Genomic DNA, 23,567 nt, shown 5'->3' with positions numbered 1-23,567 from the left:
GTGATCAGCGGACTTGGGGAGCAGTCCTGTGGGAGCAAAGCTTGCTCGCGATGCAGGCGACACGGTCCATCTGCAAGACTGCGCCATCGTTCATCGCGAGCAAGCTTTGCTCCCACAGACTTTGCTCCCACACCTCCCTTACCAAAAATGCCCGTCAATACTCGCCCATCCATCACCTATCACCCCAATAGCTGGAGTCCACCCGGACAACCCCCTAGAATCGCCGCACCTTCAAGGAGACGATTGCATGCTGATGGTGATTTCCCCCGCCAAGACCCTCGACTACGAAACACCGCCGGCTACCGCGCGTTTTACCCAGCCGCAGTACCTGGATCATTCCCAGGAACTGATCGAACAGCTGCGCGAACTCTCGCCGGCACAGATCAGCGAGTTGATGCACGTCTCCGACAAGATCGGCGGCCTCAATGCCGCGCGATTCGGCAGCTGGACGCCGGCGTTCACCCCGGCCAACGCCAAGCAGGCGCTGCTGGCCTTCAAGGGCGACGTGTACACGGGCCTGGATGCGCAAAGCTTTGGCGAAGCCGATTTCGACTATGCCCAGCAACACTTGCGCATGCTCTCCGGCCTTTACGGCCTGCTGCGGCCATTGGACCTGATGCAGCCCTATCGCCTGGAGATGGGCACGAAGCTGGCCAATGCCCGGGGCAAGGACCTGTATGCCTTCTGGGGCACACGCATCAGCGAATGGCTGAACGAAGCCCTGGCCGAACAAGGCGACGACGTACTGCTGAACCTGGCGTCCAATGAGTACTTTTCGGCGGTCAAGCGCAGCGCATTGAAAGCGCGCGTCATCGATACCGAATTCCGCGACTTGAAAAATGGCCAGTACAAGATCATCAGCTTCTACGCCAAAAAAGCCCGGGGCCTGATGAGTCGCTTCGTCATTGAAGAACGCATCAACGACCCTGCGGCACTCCGCCAATTCGATGTGCAGGGCTACCGCTTCAACGCACAACAGTCGAGCCAGGACAAACTGGTGTTCTTGCGCGATCACGCTCCCGAATAAGGCATAACCTTATATCGCTCTCTGATCAGGGGCTTCGATCAAGCCCCGATCTGTCATCTTAGTTCCCCACCTGTTTCGCCAGTTTCATGACGCCAATAAATCGGCCCACTCCCCCGCTAACTTTTCTTTCACTCGACACTCGTCAGTTTTTTGCGTAGTGGCACCAAAAATTTTTATCGGTAGTGGCACAAAACTATCCCCCCCTCCTAACTCCCCATTAATAAAGGATGAAACGGCAAGTGCCATCATATTGAGGGCAGTGCCATCTTCGATAATATTTCGAAAAATTTCGAAAATCGCGATGAGCGGATCGGAACTATGTGAAATTGCACGGCTCATACCACCCGTAACGATTCTCACGGAGCGTGTAAGAGAAGACTTACATAGGCCGTCGATCCAAGTAACCAAGTTGTCATGGCAATTTAGCGAAACGGTCGCCTATTTGGATCCATCTTATAAAGGACAGGAGATAACGCACCATTACTATCCCCTACAAGGCCAAGGCTGCGCCCCTATAACGTGCTCACCCGAGCACACAAGCTTCTGATTTTGTGGGCTTTTTGCCAGGAGTCGGAAGTGAAGGACCTTTGCACGAGCGTTCCCGATAACGAGGACTGGCTGCATAACAGGGCAGGTCATAACAACTAGGCCACATTGCGCACAACTTGAGTGCATTTATTTAGACACTCGGAACTTAGTATGCCTGCACACGGCATTGTGGCGCCTGCATTCCACACTTCCGAGTGCACTATGACCGCTGAACACTATTAACTCCGGCCATTTAATGGCGTGAAAAACAGAGGGAAATGCGATGCGCATTAGCATATTTGGTTTGGGTTACGTCGGTGCAGTATGTGCCGGTTGCCTGTCTGCACGGGGCCATGACGTAGTTGGCGTAGATGTCGCCAAAGACAAAATCGACATGATCAACGCCGGCAAATCGCCCATCGTTGAACCGGGTCTTGGCGAGCTATTGGCGCAAGGCATTCAAACAGGTCGACTGCGCGGTACTACCAACTTCGCCGAAGCCATTCGCGATACTGACTTGTCGATGATTTGCGTCGGTACACCGAGCAAAAAGAACGGCGACCTGGAACTGAACTACATCGAGGCCGTGTGCCGCGAGATCGGTTTTGTCCTGCGTGACAAGACCACCCGCCACACCATCGTCGTACGCAGCACCGTGTTGCCGGGTACCGTGGCAAACGTTGTCATCCCGATCCTGGAAGACTGCTCCGGCAAGAAAGCCGGCGTCGATTTCGGTGTCGCGGTGAACCCTGAGTTCCTGCGCGAAAGCACCGCGATCAAAGACTACGACCAGCCGCCAATGACCGTTATCGGTGAGTTCGACACCGCCTCCGGTGACGTTCTGCAGTCGCTGTACGAAGAGCTCGACGCGCCGATCATCCGCAAGGACATCGCCGTCGCCGAGATGATCAAGTACACCTGCAACGTGTGGCACGCCACCAAGGTGACCTTCGCCAACGAGATCGGCAACATCGCCAAGGCCGTCGGTGTCGATGGTCGTGAAGTGATGGACGTGGTCTGCCAGGACAAGACCCTGAACCTGTCCCAGTACTACATGCGCCCAGGCTTCGCTTTCGGCGGTTCCTGCCTGCCCAAGGACGTTCGCGCCCTGACCTACCGCGCCGGCGCCCTGGACGTGCAAGCGCCGCTGCTCAACTCGCTGATGCGCAGCAACGAGTCCCAGGTGCAGAACGCCTTCGACATCGTTTCCAGCCACGACAAGCGCAAAGTCGCCCTGCTGGGTCTGAGCTTCAAGGCCGGCACCGACGACCTGCGTGAAAGCCCGCTGGTGGAACTGGCGGAAATGCTGATCGGCAAGGGTTTCGACCTGAAGATCTACGACAGCAACGTCGAATACGCCCGCGTCCACGGTGCGAACAAGGATTACATCGAGTCGAAGATTCCTCACGTCTCGTCCTTGCTCAACGCCGACTTCGACTCGGTGATCGACAGCTCCGACATCATCATCCTGGGTAACCGCGACGAGAAGTTCCGCGCGCTGACCGAAAACGTACCGGAAGGCAAGCAGGTCATCGACCTGGTCGGCTTCATGTCCAAGGCCTCCAACCCGAGTGGCCGGACCGAAGGCATCTGCTGGTAAGTCTGTTTGCCGGCCGGGGCATGCCTCGGCCGGCCTTTCGCCTGCCTTAACCCATCGGGCCGCCCACAAGGCCCGCCCGAGATAGAGACGGATGCAGATTATGCACAGGCTAAAGCACGGCCTGCTTCAGGCCGCCGGTTGGCTGTTTTACTTGAGTTTATTGATGGGCATCGCCATGGCGCTGCCCACGTCCACGTTCGACTCCGAATCCAAGGACTTCATTTTCCTGATCGGCGCCGTGGGCATCTGGCGTTACTCCATGGGAGCAACGCATTTCGTGCGCGGCATGATCTTCCTGTACATCGTCTACCCACACCTGCGCCGCAAGGTCCGCAAGCTGGGCAAGGCGGCGGATCCGTCCCACGTGTACCTGATGGTCACCAGCTTTCGGATCGACGCGCTGACCACTGCACAAGTGTATGGCTCGGTGATCCGCGAGGCCATCGACTGCGAGCTGCCCACCACCGTGGTCTGCTCCATCGTGGAAATGTCCGACGAACTGTTGGTCAAGAGCCTCTGGGCCCGCATGAACCCGCCAGAACGGGTCAAGCTGGACTTCGTGCGTATCCCAGGCACCGGCAAGCGTGACGGCTTGGCCTACGGCTTCCGCGCCATCTCCCGCCACCTGCCGGACGATCGCGCCGTGGTCGCCGTGATCGATGGCGACACCGTGCTCGCCGAAGGCGTCGTGCGCAAGACCGTGCCGTGGTTCCAGCTGTTCGGCAATGTCGGCGGCCTGACCACCAACGAGTTCTGCGAAGTGCGCGGCGGCTACATCATGAGCGAGTGGCACAAGCTGCGCTTCGCCCAGCGTCACATCAACATGTGCTCCATGGCCTTGTCCAAGCGCGTGCTGACCATGACCGGGCGGATGTCGGTGTTCCGCGCCACCGTGGTCACCAACCCGGACTTCATCGCCGACGTGGAAAGCGACTCGCTGCAACACTGGCGCCTGGGTCGCTTCAAGTTCCTGACCGGCGATGACAAGTCGAGCTGGTTCAGCCTGATGCGCCTGGGCTACGACACGTTCTACGTGCCCGATGCGGCGATCAACACCGTCGAGCATCCGCCGGAGAAGAGCTTCATCAAGGCCAGCCGCAAGCTGATGTTTCGCTGGTACGGCAACAACCTGCGGCAGAACTCCCGGGCACTGGGCCTGGGCATGCGCCGTCTGGGCCTGTTCACCTCGGTGGTGCTGTTCGACCAGCGGGTGTCGATGTGGACCTCGCTGCTTGGCCTGACCGTGGCACTGATCGCCAGCTTCAAGTACGGCACCGCGTTCATCTTGGTGTACCTGCTGTGGATCGGCATCACCCGGTTCCTGCTGACCCTGCTGCTGTCGTGCTCCGGACACCGGATCGGCCCTGCCTACCCGGCGATCCTCTATTACAACCAGATCGTCGGTGCCCTGGTGAAGATCTACGTGTTCTTCCGCCTCGACCAACAGTCCTGGACTCGCCAGCCCACCCACCTGACCCGTGATCTCGCCAGCTTTCAACGTTGGTTCAACACTTGGTCGTCTCGGACCATGACCTTCTCCGCCGGCAGCATTTTTGTCGCCGTGCTGCTGACGATGGTCTGACCGGACTTGAATGAATTAACCAGGAAATCGCCCCTATGAACACCGCCGTGAATGTCAACGTAGTGCATGAATCCGAAGCCCAGCGCCAACACGCCCGGGTCAAAATCCCGGCCAAGCTGCGCTTCTTCGGTCCCGACCGCACGCCCATGGAAGTCAAGGTCCTGGACCTGTCCGCCGGTGGGCTGTGCTTCAACGCCGGCCAACTGCCGCTCAAGGTTGGCGAGACCTACAAGGCTCGCCTGCAGTTCGTGATCGACAACCTTGGCCTGGCCATGGACGTGGAATTGCAGATCCGTTCCTACGACCGCCAGACCGGCCGCACCGGTTGCCAGTTCCAGAACCTGGAGCCACGTGACATCTCGACCCTGCGTCACATCATCACCTCGCACCTGGCCGGCGACATCGTCGGTGTCGGCGACGTGCTGGCGACCCTGCAACGCGACAACTTCACCAAGGCTCGCAAGCAGAAAGACGAAAACGGTGGCATGAGTGCCTTCGGTCGCCTGCGCGCCGTGACCTTCAGCCTGGGGATCTTCATCGTTGGCCTGGCGGCGTTCGGTTTCATCTTCAAGTCGGTGTACGGCATGTACTTCGTCAGCCACGCCCAGGCAGGCCTGGTGAACGTACCGGGCATGGCCATCACCATGCCGCGCGACGGCACCGTGCAGAGCCTGGTCAAAGCCGATGGCGTTGCCGCCAAGGGCGCTCCGCTGGCGACCTTCAGCACCAGCATGCTCGATGTGCTCAAGGGTCACCTGGACGACAACCAGTTGCAGCCGGCCAAGGTCGAGGAGCTGTTCGGCAAGCAGATGACCGGCACCCTGACCTCCCCATGCGACTGCATCGTGTCCCAGCAACTGGTCGCCAACGGACAATACGCCAGCAAGGGTGACGTGATCTTCCAACTGGTTCCACGGGGCACCGAAGCCAACGTCGAAGCGCGCTTCTCCTATCGCCAGTTCGGCGACGTGCGCCCAGGCACGCCGGTCAGCTTCCAGGTCGCCGGCGAAGACACCACCCGTACCGGCAAGATCGTCAGCAGCACGAGCCTGAAAAGTGCCGACCTGTCCTCCGATATCCGTGTGCTGATCCAGCCTGACGAACCCCTGGACAGCTCGCTGGCCGGCCGTCCGGTAGAAGTCACCAGCGACCGTGGCCCGAACCTGAACTGGCTGATCGACAAAGCCATGGCCGTCGGTATTTAAGTCGAGGATATGCCCGTGATCACTCCACAAAACAACAATGCACCGCATTCCCTGTGGGAGCGAGCTTGCTCGCGATGGGATCGACGCGGTCTGTCTGGTACACCGAGCGGCCTGCTTCGCGAGCAAGCTCGCTCCCACACGGGGTATGCATTGTGTGCACTGGCGCTGGCGATCGGCCTCAGCGGTTGCGCCGGCCTGCCCGACCAGCGCCTGGCCAACGAAGCCCTCAAGCGCGGCGACACGGCGTTGGCGCAGCAGAACTACCAGCAACTGGCCGACCTGGGCTACAGCGAGGCCCAGGTAGGCCTGGCCGACATCCAGGTGGACAGCCGCGACCCCGAGCAGATGAAAAAAGCCGAGGCGACTTACCGCGCCGCGGCCGATATCTCGCCACGGGCCCAGGCGCGCCTGGGTCGCCTGCTGGTGGCCAAGCCCGGTTCCACCGAAGCGGAAAAACACGAAGCCGAAGGCCTGTTGAAGAAAGCCTTCGCCAATGGCGAAGGCAACACCCTGATCCCGCTGGCAATGCTGTACCTGCAATATCCCCACAGCTTCCCGAACGTCAACGCCCAGCAGCAGATCAGCCAATGGCGCAGCGCCGGCTACCCGGAAGCGGGCCTGGCGCAGATTCTGCTCTACCGCACCCAGGGCACCTACGACCAGCACCTGGATGAAGTCGAGAAGGTCTGCAAGGCCGCGCTGGCGACCACGGACATCTGCTACGTCGAACTGGCCACGGTCTATCAGAAACGCGGCCAGCCGGAACAACAGGCCCAATTGCTCAAGCAGATGCAGGACGGTCACGCCCGTGGCGTCGTGTCCGCCCAGCGCGTGGACAGCGTCGCCCGTGTCCTGGCCGATGCCAGCCTGGGCAAGACCGACGAAAAGACCGCCCAGTCGTTGCTCGAAGGCATCGCCCCCGGCTACCCCGCTGCCTGGGTCAGCCTGGCGCAACTGCTCTACGACTTCCCGGAACTGGGTGACGTCGACAAGATGATGCAATACCTGGAAAACGGCCGCGCCGCCGACCAGTCGCGCGCCGAGCTGTTGCTGGGCAAGCTTTACTACGAAGGCAAGTGGGTCCCGGCCGATGCCAAGGCCGCCGAGGCGCATTTCCAGAAAGCCGTTGGCCGCGAAGTAGCCGCCGATTACTACCTCGGCCAGATCTATCGCCGCGGTTACCTGGGCCAGGTGTACTCGCAAAAAGCCCTGGACCACCTGCTCAAGGCCGCCCGCAACGGCCAGAACAGCGCCGACTTCGCCATTGCCCAGCTGTTCTCCCAGGGCAAGGGCACCAAGCCCAACCCGGTCAATGCTTATGTGTTCAGTCAGTTGGCCAAGGCGCAGAACACCCCGCAAGCCATCGAGCTTGCCCAAACCCTCGAAGCACAATTACCGCCGCAGCAACTTGCACAAGCGCAACGCCTGCTACAACAAGAGCAGGCCATTCGCGGCGCAATGAGCCCCGATACGCTGGAACTGCAAGCCCTAAAAGAAGATGACGGCGAGGAACCTCTATGAAGCTTTTGAAGCTCAATCCTTTTGTACAGGCTGGTATTGGCCTGTCGTTTGCCCTGTTGTGGTCCAGCCCGAGCCTGGCGGCCCTGACTGACACCAAGAACTTCGGCCTGGAAGTGAAGATCACCGGCCAGTCCGAAGACGACCGCGACCTCGGCACCCAGAGCGGTGGCGACGTTAACGGTGTCGGCCTGGACCTGCGTCCGTGGGTCTACGGTGAAAGCGAAAGCGGCGCCTGGAGCGCCTACGCCATGGCCCAGGCCGTGACGTCCAGCGACATCATCGAAACCGACACCCTGCAACAATCCGACGGCGCCACCCAAGAAACCGACAGCGGCGATCGCGAAGCCAAGAAAAGCTACCTGGCCATGCGCGAGTTCTGGATCGGCTACCGCGGCCTGACCCCCTACCCGGGCGAGCAGTTGAAGTTCGGTCGCCAGCGCCTGCGCAATGACGACGGCCAATGGCGCGACACCAACATCGAAGCCCTGAACTGGACCTTCGACACCACCTTGCTGCGAGCCAACCTCGGCGTGGCCGAACGCTTCAGCGAATACCGCACCGACCTCAAGGAATTGTCCCCCAAGGACAAGGACCGCCTGCACGTCTATGGCGACGTGGGCTACCAGTGGATGCCAGGCCAGTGGGCCGGTATCCGCGCCCACCATTCCCATGACAATGGCAGCCTCGATTACCCGACCCCGGGCGAAGCCACCGATACCCTGGACAAGACCGAGAATGGCGACTTGACCTGGCTGGGCCTGGAAGCCAACAGCGACGCCTACAACTGGCGCAACACCAACACGGTCAACTACTGGGCCAGCCTCACCGGCATGACCGGCGACCGTGACACCGTCAATCCGCTCAACGCCGACGGCACGCGCCCAACAGAAGCCAAGCACAGCGATGACGTGGACGGCTGGGCCACTGACCTGGGTATCCGCCTGCGTCTGGACCCGCAATGGCAAGTCGGTGCGGCCTATGCCCGCGCCAGCGAGGACTACGAACAGAACGGCCTGCAAAGCAACCGCTCGAACTTCACGGGTACCCGCTCGCGCGTGCACCGCTTCGGCGAAGCGTTCCGTGGCGAAATGGCCAACACCCAGAGCGCCAGCCTGTTCGGTTCCTGGCAGCTGCGTGACGAATACGACGCCAGCCTTGTGTACCACAAGTTCTGGCGCGTGGACGGCAACAAGCCGGTGGGCAGCAACGGCATCAACGCCGTGGAAAACAACACCGACGACGTGACCGGCGCAATCCTGTCCACCTCGTCCCTGCCACTGCGCGACGGTAACAAGGACCTTGGCCAGGAAGTCGACTTGGTCGTCACCAAGTACTTCAAGCAAGGCCTGCTGCCGGCCGCGCTGAGTCAGTCCATAGATGAGCCGTCGGCGCTGGTGCGCTTTCGTGGCGGCGTGTTCAAGCCAGGCGACGCCTACGGCAAAGAGGTCGATTCGTACATGCATCGCGCCTTTGTCGACGTGATCTGGCGCTTCTGATGCGAATGGCCATGGGAGTGCCCGATATGAACCGCTACCTCAGGAACAGCCAGGCGATGAAAGGTTCGATCAGCCTGTTGGTCGCAGCGATGCTGCTGACCGGCTCGCCGGCGTTCGCCAACGTTGAACCGGTGGTCAAGCCGGGCAACGTGGTCAAGGAACTGCAACAAGCCAGGACCTACACCGTCAGCAGCGCGCCGACCGCACCGCTGGAGCTGGCCGCGCCGACCTTGCCCGACCTCAAAGGCTATACCGCCGAAGCCGTCGCGGCCAAGATCGTGCGCAGCAAGCCCGGCAAGATCAGCGTGCGCCGGATGATGCAGGAAAATGCCTTGAAGGACTTCATCGGCGGCGACAACAAGATGGCCGAGTGGGTGGTGCGCCAGCGTGGCATCCCTCAGGCCGTCTTCCTTGACGACGGTTACATGAACCTCAAGGACCTGGCCAAGAAAGTCCCTAAGTACGTCATCGAAACTTCGCCAGGTGTGTACCTGGCGAAGATTCCGATCGTGGTCGGCCAGAAGGGCATCCTGGAAATCGACAAGCAGACCCAGGAATTGCGCCTGTCCCAGGAGGGCGGCTCATTCCTGGTCAACGATGGCCGGATGTTCATCCGCGACACCAAGGTCACCGGCTGGCGTGAAAAGGACAACGGCCCCGCCACGTTCCGTTCGCCCAAGGAGTTCCGTCCGTTCCTGCTGTCCTGGGGCGGCACCGAGACTTACATCGTCAATACCAAGATGGCGAGTTTCGGCTACGCCAACAGTAAGTCGTACGGGGTGAGTATTTCCCAGTACACGCCGAACATGGCCAAGGTCCTCAAGCGCCCGGAACCGACCGGCTGGATCATCGGTTCCGAGTTCTCGGACATGTGGTACGGCTTCTACTGCTACGAAACCAACGATTTCGTGGTCAAGGGCAATACCTACAAAGACAACATCGTCTACGGCATCGACCCCCACGACCGTTCCCATCGGCTGATCATTGCCGACAACACCGTCTACGGGACCAAGAAGAAGCACGGGATCATTATTTCCCGTGAGGTCAACGACAGCTTCATTTTCAACAACCGCAGCTACGACAACAAACTCTCGGGCCTGGTGATCGACCGTAACAGCGTAAACAACCTGATCGCCTACAACGAGATCTACAAGAACCACACCGACGGCATCACGCTTTACGAGAGTGGTGACAACCTGCTGTGGGGCAACAAAGTGATCAGCAACCGCCGCCACGGCATCCGGATTCGTAACAGCGTGAACATCCGCCTCTACGAAAACGTGTCCATGGCCAACGGCCTGACCGGTCTCTACGGTCACATCAAGGACCTGTCCGACACCGACCGGGACATCAAGCTCGACCCGTTCGACGCCCAGGTCTCGCTGATCGTGGTCGGTGGCGAACTGGCCGCCAATGGCAGTGGCCCGTTGTCCATCGACTCACCATTGAGCGTTGAGCTGTACCGCGTGTCCATGCTCGCGCCGACCAAATCCAGCGGCATCAGCTTCTCGGGAATCCTCGGCGAGCGCCAGGATGAAATTCTCGACCTGCTGGTGCGCCAGCAGAAAGCCGTGCTGATCGACCCTGTCGAACGCCAGACCGAATTGCGGGACTGAGGATGACCTTTATGAACCCACAGATGATCAAACTCCTGGGCCTGTCCGCGCTGACTGCCGGCATTCTCGCCGCTGCAAGCGGCGCACGCGCCGATGAAATCAAGGCGCCGAGCTTCACCGCCGAACCGTGCTGCAACCTGTGCCCGGCGGCCCATGACGCGAAGAACTACACCACGCGCTACCAGCAGAACTTCACTACGCTGGTGCAGGCTCAGGGCGACTGGCTGTTCCGGACCCAGGAAGACCTGCGCACCGAATTCAACACCACCCCGGCCGGCTACAAGCGCATGCAGCAGTTGCACGATGCGTTCAAGGCAAAAGGCGTCGAGCTGGTGCTTGTCTACCAGCCGACCCGGGGCCTGGTGAACCGCAACAAGCTCAATCCGCAGGAGAAGGCCAGCTTCAATTTTGACAAGGCCCTGACCAACTACAAATCCATGCTCGGCCGTTTCGCCCAGATGGGTTATGTGGTGCCGGACCTGTCGCCGCTGACCAACGAAAACCTGCCCGAGACCCTGCCGGCCCACGATTTCTATTTCCGTGGCGACCAGCACTGGACCCCATACGGCGCCCAGCGCACGGCCAAGATCGTCGCCGAGAAGGTCAAGCAGATTCCGGCTTTCGCCGACATTCCCAAGCGTGAATTCGAGACCAAGAAGTCCGGCCGCATGGGCAAGACCGGCACCCTGCACAACATGGCCGGGCAACTGTGCGGCACCAGCTATGCGATCCAGTACATGGACCAGTTCACCACCGAACCCAAGGGCGAGGCCGGCGACGGCGACCTGTTCAGCGATTCCGGCAACCCGCAGATCACCCTCGTGGGCACCAGTCACAGCGGCAAGAACTACAACTTTGCCGGTTTCCTGCAGGAAGCCATCGGCGCCGACATCCTCAACGTCGCCTTCCCTGGCGGTGGCCTGGAAGGCGCGATGATCCAGTACCTGGGCAGCGAAGAGTTCCAAAAGAACCCGCCGAAAATTCTCATCTGGGAATTCTCCCCGCTGTATCGCCTGGACCAGGAAACCATCTACCGCCAGATGATGGCGCTGCTGGACAACAACGGTTGCGAAGGCAAGCCGGCACTCATGAGCAGCAAGACCGCGCTCAAGCCGGGCAAGAACGAATTGATGGTCAATACCAAGAACATGGATCTGCGTAATGGCAGTCACCAGGTCGACATCCGCTTCACCGACACGTCGGTGAAAACCTTGCAAGCCACCCTCTGGTACATGAATGGGCGCCACGAGGATATCAAGATCGAAAAACCGGATACCTCCGACACCGACGGACGTTTCGCCTTCCAATTGCGCACCGACGAGGACTGGGCTTCGCAAAACCTGCTAGCCGTTGAAGTCCAGGGTCCTGAAGCCGGTAAAGAGCCGCTGCAAATCGAAGCGAAAGTCTGCAAACGCAACGCATCTCCGCAAGCCGGGCAACAAACGGCTCAAATCGGACAATGAGGTCTCGTCTCATGACCAGTACCACGCGCACCCGAACGTTGAAAACGCTGCTGGCGCCCTCCCTGCTGACCCTGGCGCTGTTCGCCGGGGCCACGCAGGCGGCGGCCCCGCTGCGCCCGCCCCAGGGCTACTTCGCACCGATCGAAAAGGTCAAGACCGGCGACGCCGCCAAAGGTTGCGACGCCACGCCGACCCCCTACACCGGCTCCCTGCAATTTCGCAGTAAGTACGAGGGCTCCGACAAGGCCCGCGCGACATTGAACGTACAATCGGAAAAGGCGTTCCGTGACAGCACCGCCGACATCACCAAGATCGAGCGTGGCGTCAGCAAGCAAGTCATGCAGTTCATGCGTGACGGCCGCCCCGAGCAACTGGAATGCACGCTGAACTGGCTGACCGCCTGGGCCCAGGCCGATGCGCTGATGTCCAAGGACTTCAACCACACCGGCAAATCCATGCGCAAATGGGCGCTGGGCAGCATGGCTTCGGCCTATGTGCGCTTGAAGTTCTCCGAATCCCGTCCATTGGCCAATCACCCGGAACAGGCGCAACTGATCGAAGGCTGGTTCAGCCGCATGGCCGATCAAGTGGTCAGCGACTGGGACAACCTGCCGCTGGACAAGACCAACAACCATTCCTACTGGGCCGCCTGGTCGGTAATGGCCACCTCCGTGGCAACCAACCGCCGCGACCTGTTCGACTGGGCCGTCAAGGAATACAAGGTCGGCGTCAACCAGGTCGATGCCGACGGTTTCCTGCCCAACGAACTCAAGCGCAAGCAACGCGCCCTGTCCTACCACAACTACGCCCTGCCGCCACTGGCGATGATCGCCAGTTTCGCCCAGGTCAACGGTGTGGACCTGCGCCAGGAAAACAACGGTGCCCTCAAGCGACTGGGTGACCGGGTGCTGGCCGGGGTGAAAGACCCGGAGATCTTCGAAGAGAAAAATGGCGACGAGCAGGACATGAAGGACCTCAAGGTCGATTCGAAATTCGCCTGGCTCGAACCGTTCTGCAGCCTCTACACCTGCTCCGAGGATGTGCTGGAGCGCAAGCATGAAATGCAACCCTTCAAGACCTTCCGCCTCGGCGGGGACTTGACCCGGGTGTATGACCCGTCGCGGGAGAAAGGCGAAAAAGGAAGCTGACACCACATCTCCTGCCTGGCAGGAAACCTGTGGGAGCGAGCTTGCTCGCGATTGCGGTCTGACATTCACCATGGATGTCGACTGACACTCCGTCATCGCGAGCAAGCTCGCTCCCACAGGGAATGTGGTCTGTTTCGAATGCAATAGCCCCCCGGTTTTCACGGGGGGGTTTGGGGGGGCTCTGGCCCTTGACTGTTGATTCAACATGGAGAGATCGGGATGGTATTTTCATCCAACGTGTTCCTGTTCCTGTTCCTGCCGATCTTTCTCGGCTTGTACTACTTGAGCGGGCAACGCTATCGCAACCTGCTGCTGCTCATCGCCAGCTACGTGTTCTATGCCTGGTGGCGGGTGGACTTCCTCGCGCTGTTCGCCGGCGTGACCCTGTGGAACTACTGGATCGGCCTGAAAGTCGGGGCCGCCGGTGTGCGCACCAAACCGGCCCAGCGCTGGCTGTTGCTCGGCGTGGGCGTGGACTTGGCCATCCTGGGCTATTTCAAGTACGCCAACTTCGGCGTGGACAGCCTCAACGCCATCATCACCGGCTTCGGTCTCAACCCGTTCATCCTGACCCACGTGCTGTTGCCGATCGGGATTTCGTTCTACATCTTCGAGTCCATCAGCTACATCATCGACGTCTATCGCGGTGACACCCCGGCGACCCGCAACCTGATCGACTTCGCAGCGTTCGTGGCCATTTTCCCGCACCTGATCGCAGGCCCCGTGTTGCGTTTCCGCGACCTGGCCGACCAGTTCAACAACCGCACCCACACGCTGGACAAATTCTCCGAAGGCTGCACCCGCTTCATGCAGGGTTTCATCAAGAAAGTGTTCATCGCCGACACCCTGGCGGTGGTAGCCGACCATTGCTTCGCCTTGCAGAACCCGACCACGGGCGATGCCTGGCTCGGCGCCCTGGCCTACACCGCGCAGCTGTACTTCGACTTCTCCGGCTACAGCGACATGGCCATCGGCCTGGGCCTGATGATGGGTTTCCGTTTCATGGAAAACTTCAAGCAGCCCTACATCAGCCAGTCGATCACCGAGTTCTGGCGCCGCTGGCACATCAGCTTGTCGACCTGGCTGCGTGACTACCTCTACATCACCCTGGGCGGTAACCGCAAAGGCACGCTGATGACCTATCGCAATCTGTTCCTGACCATGCTGCTCGGTGGTCTGTGGCACGGCGCGAACATCACCTACGTGATCTGGGGTGCCTGGCACGGCATGTGGCTGGCCATCGAAAAAGCGGTGGGTATCGACACCAACCCACGCAGCATCAACCCGATCCGCTGGGCACTGACCTTCCTGCTGGTGGTGATGGGCTGGGTGATTTTCCGCGCCGAGAACCTGCACGTGGCCGGTCGCATGTACAGCGCCATGTTCAGCTTCGGCGACTGGTCGCTGTCGGAACTGACCCGCGCCAACCTCACCGGCCTGCAGATCGCCACGCTGGCGGTAGCCTACGCCACCCTCGCCTTCTTCGGCCTGCGGGACTTCTACACCAACCGTCCGCCAGTCAAGACCAAGCCTGAAGTGACTACCGAGGCCGATGGTCCGGCCACTGCACAACCGGGTCTGATCAAAGCCGCGCCGGGCGAAAATCCGACGAACATTCATGAACCTGGCTACACCGTTGGCGTCGAAGCCCAGGTGCAACCGGCCTACTGGACCGTGGACTGGTCACGCTACGTGATGCGCACCCTGGTGCTGCTGCTGTTCATCGCCTCGATTCTCAAACTCTCGGCGCAAAGCTTCTCGCCGTTCCTTTACTTCCAGTTCTGAGGGATCTGAACATGACCCGCTCATTACGCATCTTTTACATCGCACTGTTCATGCTGATCCTGACAGCGCTGGGTATCTGGTCGATGCGCAGCTTCCTAGGCTTCAGCACCAACCCCGACGCGACCGTGCTCAACGGGCGCTGGGCCAAGGCCGTGGAAACGCACTACGATGAAGAGTTCCCGATCAAGCGCCTGGGCACCAACATCTGGGCCGCGCTGGACTACAAGCTGTTCAACGAGGGCCGCAAAGGCGTGGTCCTGGGCCGCGACCAGTGGCTGTACAGCGACGAAGAGTTCAACCCGATCGTCAACGAAGAGCTGAACCTGCAAGGTAACTACGCCCTGGTCGAAGGCGTGCGCCAGAAGCTCAAGGAACAAGGCATCACCTTGGTCATGGCGATCGTGCCGGCCAAGGCGCGGCTGTACCCCGAGCACCTGGGCGAAGTGAAGCCATCGAGCATTCACACCAACCTCTACCAGGATTTCCATGCTCGCGTGGCGGCCGACAAGATCCTCGCGCCCGACCTGCTCGGCCCGATGCAACAGGCCAAGCAAAGCGGCCAGCAAGTGTTCCTGCGCACCGACACCCACTGGACCCCGGAAGGTGCCCAGGTCGCTGCCGAGAACCTGGCCAAGGCCATTGCCGAACGCACGCCGCTCAACGGTGAGCCGCAGCGCTTCGTCACCGAACCTGCGGAAAAAATCACCCACAAGGGCGACCTGCGCCAGTTCCTGCCGCTGGATCCGCTGTTCGAAAACCTGATGCCAGCCCAGGAGCCGCTGGTCAAGCGCAACACTCGCGAAGCCGACGACCAGCCGGCCGGCGACGACGCGCTGTTCGCCGATGCCCAGGTGCCCGTGGCCCTGATCGGCACCAGCTACAGCGCCAACCCTAACTGGAACTTCGTCGGTGCACTCAAGCAAGCCCTGCACAGCGACGTCGTGAACTACGCCGAAGACGGCCACGGCCCGATTCTGCCAATGCTCAGCTACCTCAAGAGCGATGCCTTCAAGAACAGCCCGCCACAGGTGCTGATCTGGGAGTTCCCTGAACGCTATCTGCCCGTGAACAACGAAATCGGCGACGCCGACCCACAGTGGGTCGCAGAGCTCAAGCAAGCCGGCGCTCGCCAACAGAATGTCGTCGCCAACACCCCATCCGAGACGCCCGACCGGGCGCAAAACTGAAAGAGAGGTCCACCATGACTTTCAACACTACTCCTCGCCGTCTCGCTGCTCGCTCCTTCAAGGCCGTTGCCCTCGTCGCCAGCATGAGCGCCCTTTCCCTGTCCGCCTTTGCCGGTGACTCGGCCCTGTACGGCCCGGTCGCGCCAAAAGGCTCGAGCTTCGTGCGGGTCTATAACGCCGCCAACGCCGAAGTCAGCGCCACCGTCGGCAGCACCAACATCAGCGACGTAGCCCCCCTGGCCAGCAGCGACTTCAGCTTCATGCCCGGTGGCGACTACAGCGCCAAGGTCGGCAGCCAGACTGTGCCGGTGAAACTGGCCTCCGATCACTATTACACCCTGGTCAACAACGCCGCCGGCCAGCCTCAACTGATCGAAGAACCACCGTTCAAGAACAAGCAGAAGTCCCTGGTCCGCGTCCAGAACCTCAGCGACAAGGCACTGACCCTCAAGACCGCCGACGGCAAGACCGAAGTGGTGCCTAACGTGGCCGCCAAGGGCCGTGGCGAACGTGAGATCAACCCGGTGAAAGTGTCCCTGGCCCTGTTCGAAGGCGACAAGAAAGTCGGCGACCTCAAGCCCGTGGCCCTGGAGCGCGGCGAAGCGGCCGTGCTGTACGTCACCGGTTCTGGCAGCAGCCTGTCGCCAGTGTGGGTGAAACGCCCTGTGTCGACCCGCTGATGAATTCACCTGATTGACGCTGTACCCCTGTGGGAGCGGGCTTGCTCGCGAATACGGTCTCACATTCAACATTGATGTTGGCTGAAGCACCACTTTCGCGAGCAAGCTCGCTCCCACACTGGACACAGGCGTCATTCGGGTACGGAACAACAACAAGAGAGTGAAACGACAGAACGCAGTAGCTCTAACAACCATTTCGCTTCAAGGAGTAACAAACATGATTCCGGTGATCTTGTCAGGTGGTAGTGGCTCACGTCTTTGGCCGCTTTCGCGCAAGCAATTCCCTAAACAGTTCCTGGCCCTGACCGGTGAACACACCCTGTTCCAGCAGACCCTCGAGCGCCTGGTGTTCGAAGGCATGGACACGCCGATCGTGGTCTGCAACAAAGACCACCGCTTCATCGTCAACGAGCAGTTGACCAACCGTAAGCTCGAAGCCCAGCGCATCCTGATGGAACCGTTCGGGCGCAACACCGCGCCGGCCGTGGCGCTGACCGCGATGATGCTGGTCAACGAAGGCCGCGACGAGCTGATGCTGGTGCTGCCGGCCGACCACGTGCTGGAAGACCAGAAAGCCCTGCAACGCGCCCTGGCCCTGGCCACCGTGGCCGCCGAGCGTGGCGAGATGGTGCTGTTCGGCGTACCGGCCACCAAACCGGAAACCGGCTATGGCTACATCAAGTCGACCAACGATGCACTGCTGCCCGAAGGCGTGAGCCGCGTCTCGCACTTCGTCGAAAAACCCGACGTCAAGCGTGCCACCGAGTTCGTCGAGGCCGGCGGCTACTTCTGGAACAGCGGCATGTTCCTGTTCCGCGCCAGCCGTTTCCTCGAAGAGCTGAAAAAGCACGATCCGGACATCTACGACACCTGCCTGCTGACCCTGGAGCGCAGTGAGCAGACGGCCGACACCATTACCTTCGACGAAGCCACCTTCGCCTGCTGCCCGGACAACTCCATCGACTACGCGGTGATGGAAAAGACCCAGCGCGCCTGTGTGGTCCCACTGTCGGCCGGTTGGAGCGATGTCGGCTGCTGGTCGTCGCTGTGGGAAGTCAATGCCAAGGACGCCAACGGCAACGTCACCAAGGGCGACGTAGTCGTCCAGGACAGCCGCAACTGCATGATCCACGGCAACGGCAAGCTGGTGTCGGTGATCGGCCTGGACAACATCGTGGTGGTCGAAACCAAGGACGCCATGATGATCGCCCACAAGGACAAGGTCCAAGGCGTCAAGCAGATGGTCAACACCCTCAACGCACAGGGCCGCACCGAGACCCAGAACCACTGCGAGGTCTATCGTCCGTGGGGTTCCTATGACTCGGTGGACATGGGCGGTCGTTTCCAGGTCAAGCACATCTCGGTCAAGCCGGGCGCGTGCCTGTCGCTGCAGATGCACCACCACCGCGCCGAACACTGGATCGTGGTCAGTGGCACTGCCGAAGTGACCTGCGACGAAAACGTGTTCCTGCTCTGCGAAAACCAGTCGACCTACATCCCGATCGCGTCGGTCCACCGTCTGCGCAACCCGGGCAAGATCCCGCTGGAAATCATCGAAGTGCAGTCCGGCAGCTACCTGGGCGAAGATGACATCGAGCGTTTCGAAGACATCTACGGTCGCTCCACCCCGATCGAACGCGGCGTTTCGGTGAAAACCATCGCCCAATGATGATCGGCTACGATCAGTAAGGATCAGCCGTACAAGAAGCCCCCGTCCAGCCCACTGCGTCCCCTATCCGCAGTGGGTTGGGTGGGGGCTTTTTTTTCAAGTGGACGCTGGGCAGGCATCATTGCTTCAACATTGCCCGCTGCCTTCGGTAGGATGTGCCTACGGTAACGGAGGTTTCCACCATGCTTATCGGCGTCTTGCTGGTCATCACCTGGCTCATCCTGCTGTTGCGCTACCCGGCCAAGGCCTTGCCGGTCTCCCTGGCTGCGTTCATCGGGCTGGGACTGGTCGCCGCGTGGGTGCTCTGGCAGGAAAACCGCGAGACCCGGCAGTTGGAGCGCCTGGAATTGCGCATCAGCTATGCCCCCGGACAATGCCCCGCCGACCGGCCGCTGTCGCTGACCATAAAAAACACCAATGACGTGCCGCTGATCGAACTGCAGTGGCGGGTCGCGGCCTATGCGCCCGGCGATACCATCAACCTGGCCGACACCCCCTACGACGCACCGCGCTACCGTGGTCCCGGCGAATTGCAGGCCGGCGCCGACTGGCAAGACTGCCTGCCGCTGCCGCCCCTGCGCCCGGGTTATCGCCCGCAGACCCTGGAGTTTCGCGCCGAGCGATTGCACGGGAGTTTTTCCAACTGATTGCCCTCCCCCCAACTTTTTTACCCAAGGAACGCGTCATGCCTGTTGCGTTGATTACCGGATGTTCCAGCGGCATTGGCCGCGCCCTCGCCGACGCCTTCAAGGCTGCGGGTTATCAGGTCTGGGCCACGGCGCGCAAGGCTGAGGACGTGGCGACACTCGGCGCGGCCGGGTTCACCGCCGTGCAACTGGACGTCAACGATGACCAGGCCCTGGAACAACTGGGTGAGCGGATCAACCAGCAGCACGGCGGCCTGGATGTGCTAGTCAACAATGCCGGCTACGGCGCCATGGGCCCGCTGCTGGACGGCGGCGTGCCGGCCATGCAGCGGCAGTTCGAAACCAACGTGTTCGCCATCGTCGGTGTCACCCGGGCGCTGTTCCCGGTGTTGCGTCGGGCCAGGGGATTGGTGGTGAACATCGGCAGCGTGTCCGGGGTGCTGGTCACGCCATTTGCCGGCGCTTATTGCGCCTCGAAGGCGGCGGTGCATGCCCTGAGCGATGCCTTGCGCATGGAACTGGCGCCGTTCGGCATCCGCGTGATGGAGGTCCAGCCCGGCGCGATTGCCTCCAGCTTCGCCAAGAATGCCGGCCATGAAGCCGAGCAATTGATCAGCGAGCAATCGCCCTGGTGGCCCTTGCGCGATGGTATCCGCGCCCGGGCCAAGGCCTCCCAGGACAACCCGACCCCCACCCACGAATTCGCCGCCGCGCTGCTCAAGGCGGTTCAACAACCCAAGCCACCCCGCCTGCTGCGCCTGGGCAATGGCAGCCGGTCACTGCCCTTGATGGCCGGCTGGCTGCCCAAAGGGTTGCTGGAGAAGGGGTTGATGAAGCGGTTTGGGTTGGGTAGGTCGCTTTGATAAATGGCGGCCACCTCGAAAACTGTGGGAGCGAGCTTGCTCGCGATGACGGCGGCACAGTCAACATCCTTGCAAACTGACCCACCGCTATCGCGAGCAAGCTCGCTCCCACAGGGACTTGGGGTGAACACAACACTCATGCCCGCTCCCACGGGGGCTGTGGTGTGTATCAAATCTCCCTAGCCAGTGCGCTCAGCGCTTGCCGCGGGGTTCTAGCACCACCGTACAGGTCATCCCCGCCGCCAGCAGCACACCCTCCGGCACTTCATCGAGATGAATCCGCACCGGCACCCGCTGGGCCAGGCGAACCCAGTTGAAGGTCGGGTTCACGTCGGCGATCAGTTCGCGGCTTTCGGGGTTGTCGCGGTCGTAGATGCCTCGGGAAATGCTTTCCACATGGCCCTTGAGCGTCTCACCGCTCATCAACTGCAACTGCGCCGAATCACCGACCCGCACCTTGGGCAATTTGGTCTCTTCGAAGAAGCCATAGACCCAGAACGAATTCATGTCCACCACCGCCATCTTCGCCTCGCCGATGCGCGCATAGTCGCCACGATGCACATTGAGGTTGGTGACGTAGCCATCCACCGCCGCGCGAACCTCGGTGCGCGACAGGTTCAGCTCGGCGGCTTCCAGTTGTGCCTGGGCCTGCTGGTAGTCGGCCAGGGCCGAGTCGGCGATGTTGCTGGCGTCGTCGCGGTTTTCACGGGAGATCACCAGGCTGTCCAGGTCGGCGCGGCGATGGGCGTTGACCTTGCGCATTTCCCAAGTGGCCTTGCGCGACGCCACCAGGGAGCGAGCCTGTTTGACCGCGATGCGGTAATGCTCAGGATCGATGCGCATCAGCAGGTCGCCTTTTTTCACCGATTGGTTGTCGCGCACCGGCACCTCGACCACCTCACCGCTGACATCGGCGGCCACGTTGATGATATCGGCTCGCACCCGGCCATCGCGGGTCCACGGCGTGTTCATGTAGTGGACCCACAGCGTACGGCCGATCCACAACGCCAGGGCCAGTACCAACAGCGTCGCCAGCAGGCTGAAAAACTTTTTCATCGCATCGATCTCAACGGTAGACCGTCAGCGCCAGCGCGCCGAACAGACAGGTAAACAGACTCAGGCGCAACAACGCCGGGTGCCAGAAGAAGCGGTACAGGTCCAACCCCGACAGGAAGCGGTCCAAGGCCCAGGCCAGGCCGGCGGCGATGAAAAACATCAGGGTCATGGTGGGCATGTACACGCCATGGAAGGCGATCTCACGGGGCATGTTCAGGTTCCTGGGAAAGCGGTGTGGCATGGGGCATGGCATAGCCGGCCAAGGGCGATTGCGGGTCCAGTAGCGAGGTGCGGATGAAATGCAGGTAGCTTTTCACCCGACGCAGGGCCGAGGTGTCGAAATGCGGGGCGAAGGGTTCGTCGGTGGCCTGCACGCGGCCGATGGCGTGGTCCACCGCCACCAGCGCACGCTCAAGATTGCTCGGGCTCGGTTGGCGGAACAGCCGCACCAGCGCCCGCCCCATCACCCGAATCGCCTGGCGCCATGACTGGCTTTCGGCATACGCAGGATGCACCGGCAAGATTGCCTGTTCCTTGCGCAATTCGATAATCGCGTGACCGACTTCCAGCACCACGAACATCCAGCGCAGCAAGTCCCGTTGCACCCGCGGCTGCCCCGCCGCCAACCCGTAGGCCTGATGCAGCAAGTCGCGGGTACGGCTTTCGAAACCCGAGGCCAAGCCCTTGAGCTTGCCACTGATGGCGAACACCACTTGCTCGCGCAGGTCCTGTTCCAGCCGGCGCCACAACCAGCGGCTGTTGGGCGGCAGGATGATCGCCCCGGCCGCGGCGCACACCAGCATGCCGAGGATCATCGCGATGTAGTCGTTGATGAAGGCGTAGGGGTTGTAGAGCGTCAGGTTGTCCGGCACCGAGCCGGTGCAGAAAAAGATCAGCAGCCCCAGCCCAACCCCGGCGTATTGGGGTCGCGAGCTGAGGAATGAACCCAGCATGATCACCGGCGCGAGCATCACACACAGCAGCGCGAAACCGTCGATCAACGGGAAAATGAAGAACATCTCGACGAAGCCGATCAACGCCCCGAACAACGTGCCGCAGGCCATCTGGAAGGCCATGCGCTTAGGGTTCGGCGTCGCGGCCGACAAGCCCACGGTGGCGGCGGCGATCATCGTCATGGTCGCGCCGCTCGGCCAGGCCGTGGCGACCCAGTAGCTGCCCAGCACCAACAGGATGAAGGCGGCGCGAACCCCCGATGCCGTGGCGGCCAGCCAGTTGGTCTGTGGTACGAACGGTTCATCCCAGCGCTCGCGTTCGTGGCGATGCTCGGCCAGGGAAGCGTGGGTCTGGGCGTAGCCGTGCAGGTCTTCGACGAAGCGATAAAGCAACTCGTAGGCGGTATGGAAATCCAACTGCTGTCCGTCAGTGGGCGCCGTTTCCTGGAACGACGCCCGCAGCCGGCGCACCTGGGCTGGCAAGTCGGCTTTGTACTCGGCCAGCACCGCCGCCAGACGGGCCGCATCGGCGTCGGTCAGGGCGCGGCCACTGAACCCGTCGAGCAGTTCGGCCAGGGTTTGCAAACCAGGCTTGATGGCGTTGACCACATGATCCGCCGCGCTGCCGCGCAAGCGCTCGAGCAACTGGTGCAAGGCGTTGAAACGGGTGGTGATGCCCATGAACTCGCTGTTCAAGCGACTGAGCCGGCCGTTGCGCCGACGCATGTGCGGGTCTTCGAACACGGTCACGCTGCGCAGGCTTTCCAGGCCCACCGCCTCGGCAATGAAACCCACATTGCGCGCTTCGAAGGCCTCCCGCTGGCTGCGCCCACGCAGGCCATCGGTGACGAACAGGGCAAATACCCCAAAGCGCTGGTACAAGGCGTTTCGCATGGCGGCACTGGCGGTTTGCGGCAGGATCGCGGCGCTGATCAGGGTGGCGCAGAGAATCCCCAGGGAAATCTCCAGCACCCGCCAGACCGCCGCCATGAATGCGCCTTCCGGATGGGCCAGGGCCGGCAGGCCGATCATCGCCGCGGTGTAGCCGGCCAGCACGAAACCATAAGCGCGGAAGTTGCGATAGCGCGCCGCCCCCGCCGAACAGAGACCAACCCAGATCGCCAGGCAAGCGAGAAACGGCTCGGTGTTCTGGGCAAACAAGGCGATCAACGCCACCATCACCGCCGAGCCGGCCAAGGTGCCGAGCAAACGATAAAAACTCTTGGCGAACACCTGCCCGCTCTGGGGCTGCATGACGATGAACACGGTGATCATGGCCGTGCGCGGTTGTGGCAACTCCAAGCGCATCGCCAGCCACAAGGTCAGGAACGCGGCGAACAGCACCTTGAAGATGTAGACCCAGGTCACCCCGTCGCTGCGGGCCCAGTCGAAGAAACCTCGGCGCCATTCGAGGCGATGGAGCCAGCGTGCGAAGGCGAACAAAGACATCACAATAGAACGACTCAGCATCGTGGCGAGGGAGCTTGCTGTGGGAGCAAGGCTTGCCCGCGACGAGGGCAATGTGGTCTTCCAGAAATCGA

General features: G+C 61.3%; 19 protein-coding genes. 15 read left to right on the top strand and 4 right to left on the bottom strand.

Going from position 1 to position 23,567, the window contains the following annotated elements:
* Nucleotides 1-247: 247 nt before the first annotated feature.
* Nucleotides 248-1,027 (top strand): peroxide stress protein YaaA, encoded by a 780-nt coding sequence (yaaA, locus tag AC3A5O_RS05050; RefSeq protein ID WP_305468345.1) that lies wholly within the window; start codon nt 248-250, stop codon nt 1,025-1,027.
* A gap of 84 nt (nt 1,028-1,111) precedes the next feature.
* Here yaaA and AC3A5O_RS05045 read toward each other — a convergent pair whose 3' ends face one another.
* Nucleotides 1,112-1,366, bottom strand: coding sequence for a hypothetical protein (locus AC3A5O_RS05045; protein WP_163006757.1), 255 nt, complete (start codon nt 1,364-1,366; stop codon nt 1,112-1,114).
* A gap of 472 nt (nt 1,367-1,838) precedes the next feature.
* Here AC3A5O_RS05045 and AC3A5O_RS05040 point away from each other — a divergent pair, with 472 nt between their 5' ends.
* The 14 genes from AC3A5O_RS05040 (at nt 1,839) to AC3A5O_RS04975 (ending at nt 20,017) form a co-directional block, all read left to right on the top strand.
* Nucleotides 1,839-3,155, top strand: coding sequence for a nucleotide sugar dehydrogenase (locus AC3A5O_RS05040; RefSeq protein WP_122566535.1), 1,317 nt, complete (start codon nt 1,839-1,841; stop codon nt 3,153-3,155).
* 100 nt (nt 3,156-3,255) lie between these two features.
* Nucleotides 3,256-4,737, top strand: a complete 1,482-nt coding sequence (gene alg8, locus AC3A5O_RS05035) for a mannuronan synthase (RefSeq protein ID WP_436278738.1) — start codon at nt 3,256-3,258, stop codon at nt 4,735-4,737.
* A gap of 35 nt (nt 4,738-4,772) precedes the next feature.
* The gene (locus tag AC3A5O_RS05030) at nt 4,773-5,942 is read left to right on the top strand and encodes an alginate biosynthesis protein Alg44 (protein ID WP_122566537.1); all 1,170 of its coding nucleotides are present in this window, start codon (nt 4,773-4,775) and stop codon (nt 5,940-5,942) included.
* Between the two features lie 15 nt (nt 5,943-5,957).
* Nucleotides 5,958-7,463 (top strand): alginate biosynthesis TPR repeat lipoprotein AlgK, encoded by a 1,506-nt coding sequence (gene algK, locus AC3A5O_RS05025; protein ID WP_439800548.1) that lies wholly within the window; start codon nt 5,958-5,960, stop codon nt 7,461-7,463.
* A 5-nt stretch (nt 7,464-7,468) separates the two neighbouring features.
* Nucleotides 7,469-8,959: an alginate export family protein gene (locus AC3A5O_RS05020; RefSeq protein ID WP_122566554.1), complete on the top strand. Its 1,491-nt coding sequence runs from the start codon at nt 7,469-7,471 to the stop codon at nt 8,957-8,959.
* Between the two features lie 26 nt (nt 8,960-8,985).
* Nucleotides 8,986-10,575 carry a mannuronan 5-epimerase AlgG gene (gene algG, locus AC3A5O_RS05015; RefSeq protein ID WP_305468349.1) on the top strand — a complete coding sequence of 530 codons (1,590 nt, stop codon included), beginning with the start codon at nt 8,986-8,988 and terminating at the stop codon, nt 10,573-10,575.
* A gap of 11 nt (nt 10,576-10,586) precedes the next feature.
* Nucleotides 10,587-12,038, top strand: a complete 1,452-nt coding sequence (locus AC3A5O_RS05010) for an alginate O-acetyltransferase (RefSeq protein ID WP_122566540.1) — start codon at nt 10,587-10,589, stop codon at nt 12,036-12,038.
* Between the two features lie 11 nt (nt 12,039-12,049).
* Nucleotides 12,050-13,186, top strand: coding sequence for a mannuronate-specific alginate lyase (locus tag AC3A5O_RS05005; protein WP_122566541.1), 1,137 nt, complete (start codon nt 12,050-12,052; stop codon nt 13,184-13,186).
* Between the two features lie 219 nt (nt 13,187-13,405).
* A complete protein-coding gene (locus AC3A5O_RS05000) occupies nt 13,406-14,971 on the top strand; it encodes an MBOAT family O-acyltransferase (protein WP_122566542.1) in 1,566 nt (521 codons plus the stop codon).
* Nucleotides 14,972-14,982: 11 nt separating this feature from the next.
* On the top strand, nt 14,983-16,158 hold the full coding sequence (locus AC3A5O_RS04995; protein ID WP_487752907.1) for an alginate O-acetyltransferase: 1,176 nt from the start codon (nt 14,983-14,985) through the stop codon (nt 16,156-16,158).
* Between the two features lie 14 nt (nt 16,159-16,172).
* A complete protein-coding gene (locus AC3A5O_RS04990; protein WP_122566544.1) occupies nt 16,173-16,838 on the top strand; it encodes an alginate O-acetyltransferase AlgF in 666 nt (221 codons plus the stop codon).
* A gap of 217 nt (nt 16,839-17,055) precedes the next feature.
* Nucleotides 17,056-18,507: a mannose-1-phosphate guanylyltransferase/mannose-6-phosphate isomerase gene (locus tag AC3A5O_RS04985; protein ID WP_122566545.1), complete on the top strand. Its 1,452-nt coding sequence runs from the start codon at nt 17,056-17,058 to the stop codon at nt 18,505-18,507.
* Between the two features lie 182 nt (nt 18,508-18,689).
* Nucleotides 18,690-19,154 carry a multidrug transporter gene (locus AC3A5O_RS04980; RefSeq protein WP_122566546.1) on the top strand — a complete coding sequence of 155 codons (465 nt, stop codon included), beginning with the start codon at nt 18,690-18,692 and terminating at the stop codon, nt 19,152-19,154.
* A gap of 38 nt (nt 19,155-19,192) precedes the next feature.
* A complete protein-coding gene (locus AC3A5O_RS04975; protein WP_487752906.1) occupies nt 19,193-20,017 on the top strand; it encodes an SDR family oxidoreductase in 825 nt (274 codons plus the stop codon).
* Between the two features lie 192 nt (nt 20,018-20,209).
* On the opposite strand, the gene AC3A5O_RS04970 is transcribed toward AC3A5O_RS04975, so the two are convergent.
* Genes AC3A5O_RS04970 through AC3A5O_RS04960 form a run of 3 tightly spaced genes read right to left on the bottom strand, consistent with a single transcriptional unit; the run spans nt 20,210 to nt 23,478 of the window.
* Entirely contained in the window at nt 20,210-21,073 is an 864-nt protein-coding gene (locus AC3A5O_RS04970; RefSeq protein ID WP_305482205.1) for an efflux RND transporter periplasmic adaptor subunit, read from the bottom strand.
* A 10-nt stretch (nt 21,074-21,083) separates the two neighbouring features.
* Nucleotides 21,084-21,284: a DUF1656 domain-containing protein gene (locus AC3A5O_RS04965; protein WP_003205331.1), complete on the bottom strand. Its 201-nt coding sequence runs from the start codon at nt 21,282-21,284 to the stop codon at nt 21,084-21,086.
* Nucleotides 21,274-23,478 (bottom strand): FUSC family protein, encoded by a 2,205-nt coding sequence (locus AC3A5O_RS04960; RefSeq protein ID WP_487752905.1) that lies wholly within the window; start codon nt 23,476-23,478, stop codon nt 21,274-21,276. Before AC3A5O_RS04960 ends, AC3A5O_RS04965 begins: the two co-directional genes overlap by 11 nt.
* Nucleotides 23,479-23,567 lie beyond the last annotated feature (89 nt).

The sequence above is a fragment of the Pseudomonas sp. Soil_N_39 genome, assembly GCF_057655955.1.
Note: the sequence above shows the minus strand (reverse complement) of the source record. Positions and strands in the feature narration are given on the sequence as shown.

Coding starts and splice junctions, on each gene's coding strand:
- AC3A5O_RS04985 (WP_122566545.1), top strand. CDS start 17,056: ATGATTCCGGTGATCTTGTCAGGTGGTAGTGGCTCACGTCTTTGGCCG.
- AC3A5O_RS05030 (WP_122566537.1), top strand. CDS start 4,773: ATGAACACCGCCGTGAATGTCAACGTAGTGCATGAATCCGAAGCCCAG.
- AC3A5O_RS04990 (WP_122566544.1), top strand. CDS start 16,173: ATGACTTTCAACACTACTCCTCGCCGTCTCGCTGCTCGCTCCTTCAAG.
- algG (WP_305468349.1), top strand. CDS start 8,986: ATGAACCGCTACCTCAGGAACAGCCAGGCGATGAAAGGTTCGATCAGC.
- AC3A5O_RS04965 (WP_003205331.1), bottom strand. CDS start 21,284: ATGCCCCGTGAGATCGCCTTCCATGGCGTGTACATGCCCACCATGACC.
- AC3A5O_RS05000 (WP_122566542.1), top strand. CDS start 13,406: ATGGTATTTTCATCCAACGTGTTCCTGTTCCTGTTCCTGCCGATCTTT.
- yaaA (WP_305468345.1), top strand. CDS start 248: ATGCTGATGGTGATTTCCCCCGCCAAGACCCTCGACTACGAAACACCG.
- AC3A5O_RS04975 (WP_487752906.1), top strand. CDS start 19,193: ATGCCTGTTGCGTTGATTACCGGATGTTCCAGCGGCATTGGCCGCGCC.
- AC3A5O_RS05040 (WP_122566535.1), top strand. CDS start 1,839: ATGCGCATTAGCATATTTGGTTTGGGTTACGTCGGTGCAGTATGTGCC.
- alg8 (WP_436278738.1), top strand. CDS start 3,256: ATGCACAGGCTAAAGCACGGCCTGCTTCAGGCCGCCGGTTGGCTGTTT.
- AC3A5O_RS05045 (WP_163006757.1), bottom strand. CDS start 1,366: ATGAGCCGTGCAATTTCACATAGTTCCGATCCGCTCATCGCGATTTTC.
- AC3A5O_RS04970 (WP_305482205.1), bottom strand. CDS start 21,073: ATGAAAAAGTTTTTCAGCCTGCTGGCGACGCTGTTGGTACTGGCCCTG.
- AC3A5O_RS04980 (WP_122566546.1), top strand. CDS start 18,690: ATGCTTATCGGCGTCTTGCTGGTCATCACCTGGCTCATCCTGCTGTTG.
- AC3A5O_RS05005 (WP_122566541.1), top strand. CDS start 12,050: ATGACCAGTACCACGCGCACCCGAACGTTGAAAACGCTGCTGGCGCCC.
- AC3A5O_RS05010 (WP_122566540.1), top strand. CDS start 10,587: ATGAACCCACAGATGATCAAACTCCTGGGCCTGTCCGCGCTGACTGCC.
- AC3A5O_RS04995 (WP_487752907.1), top strand. CDS start 14,983: ATGACCCGCTCATTACGCATCTTTTACATCGCACTGTTCATGCTGATC.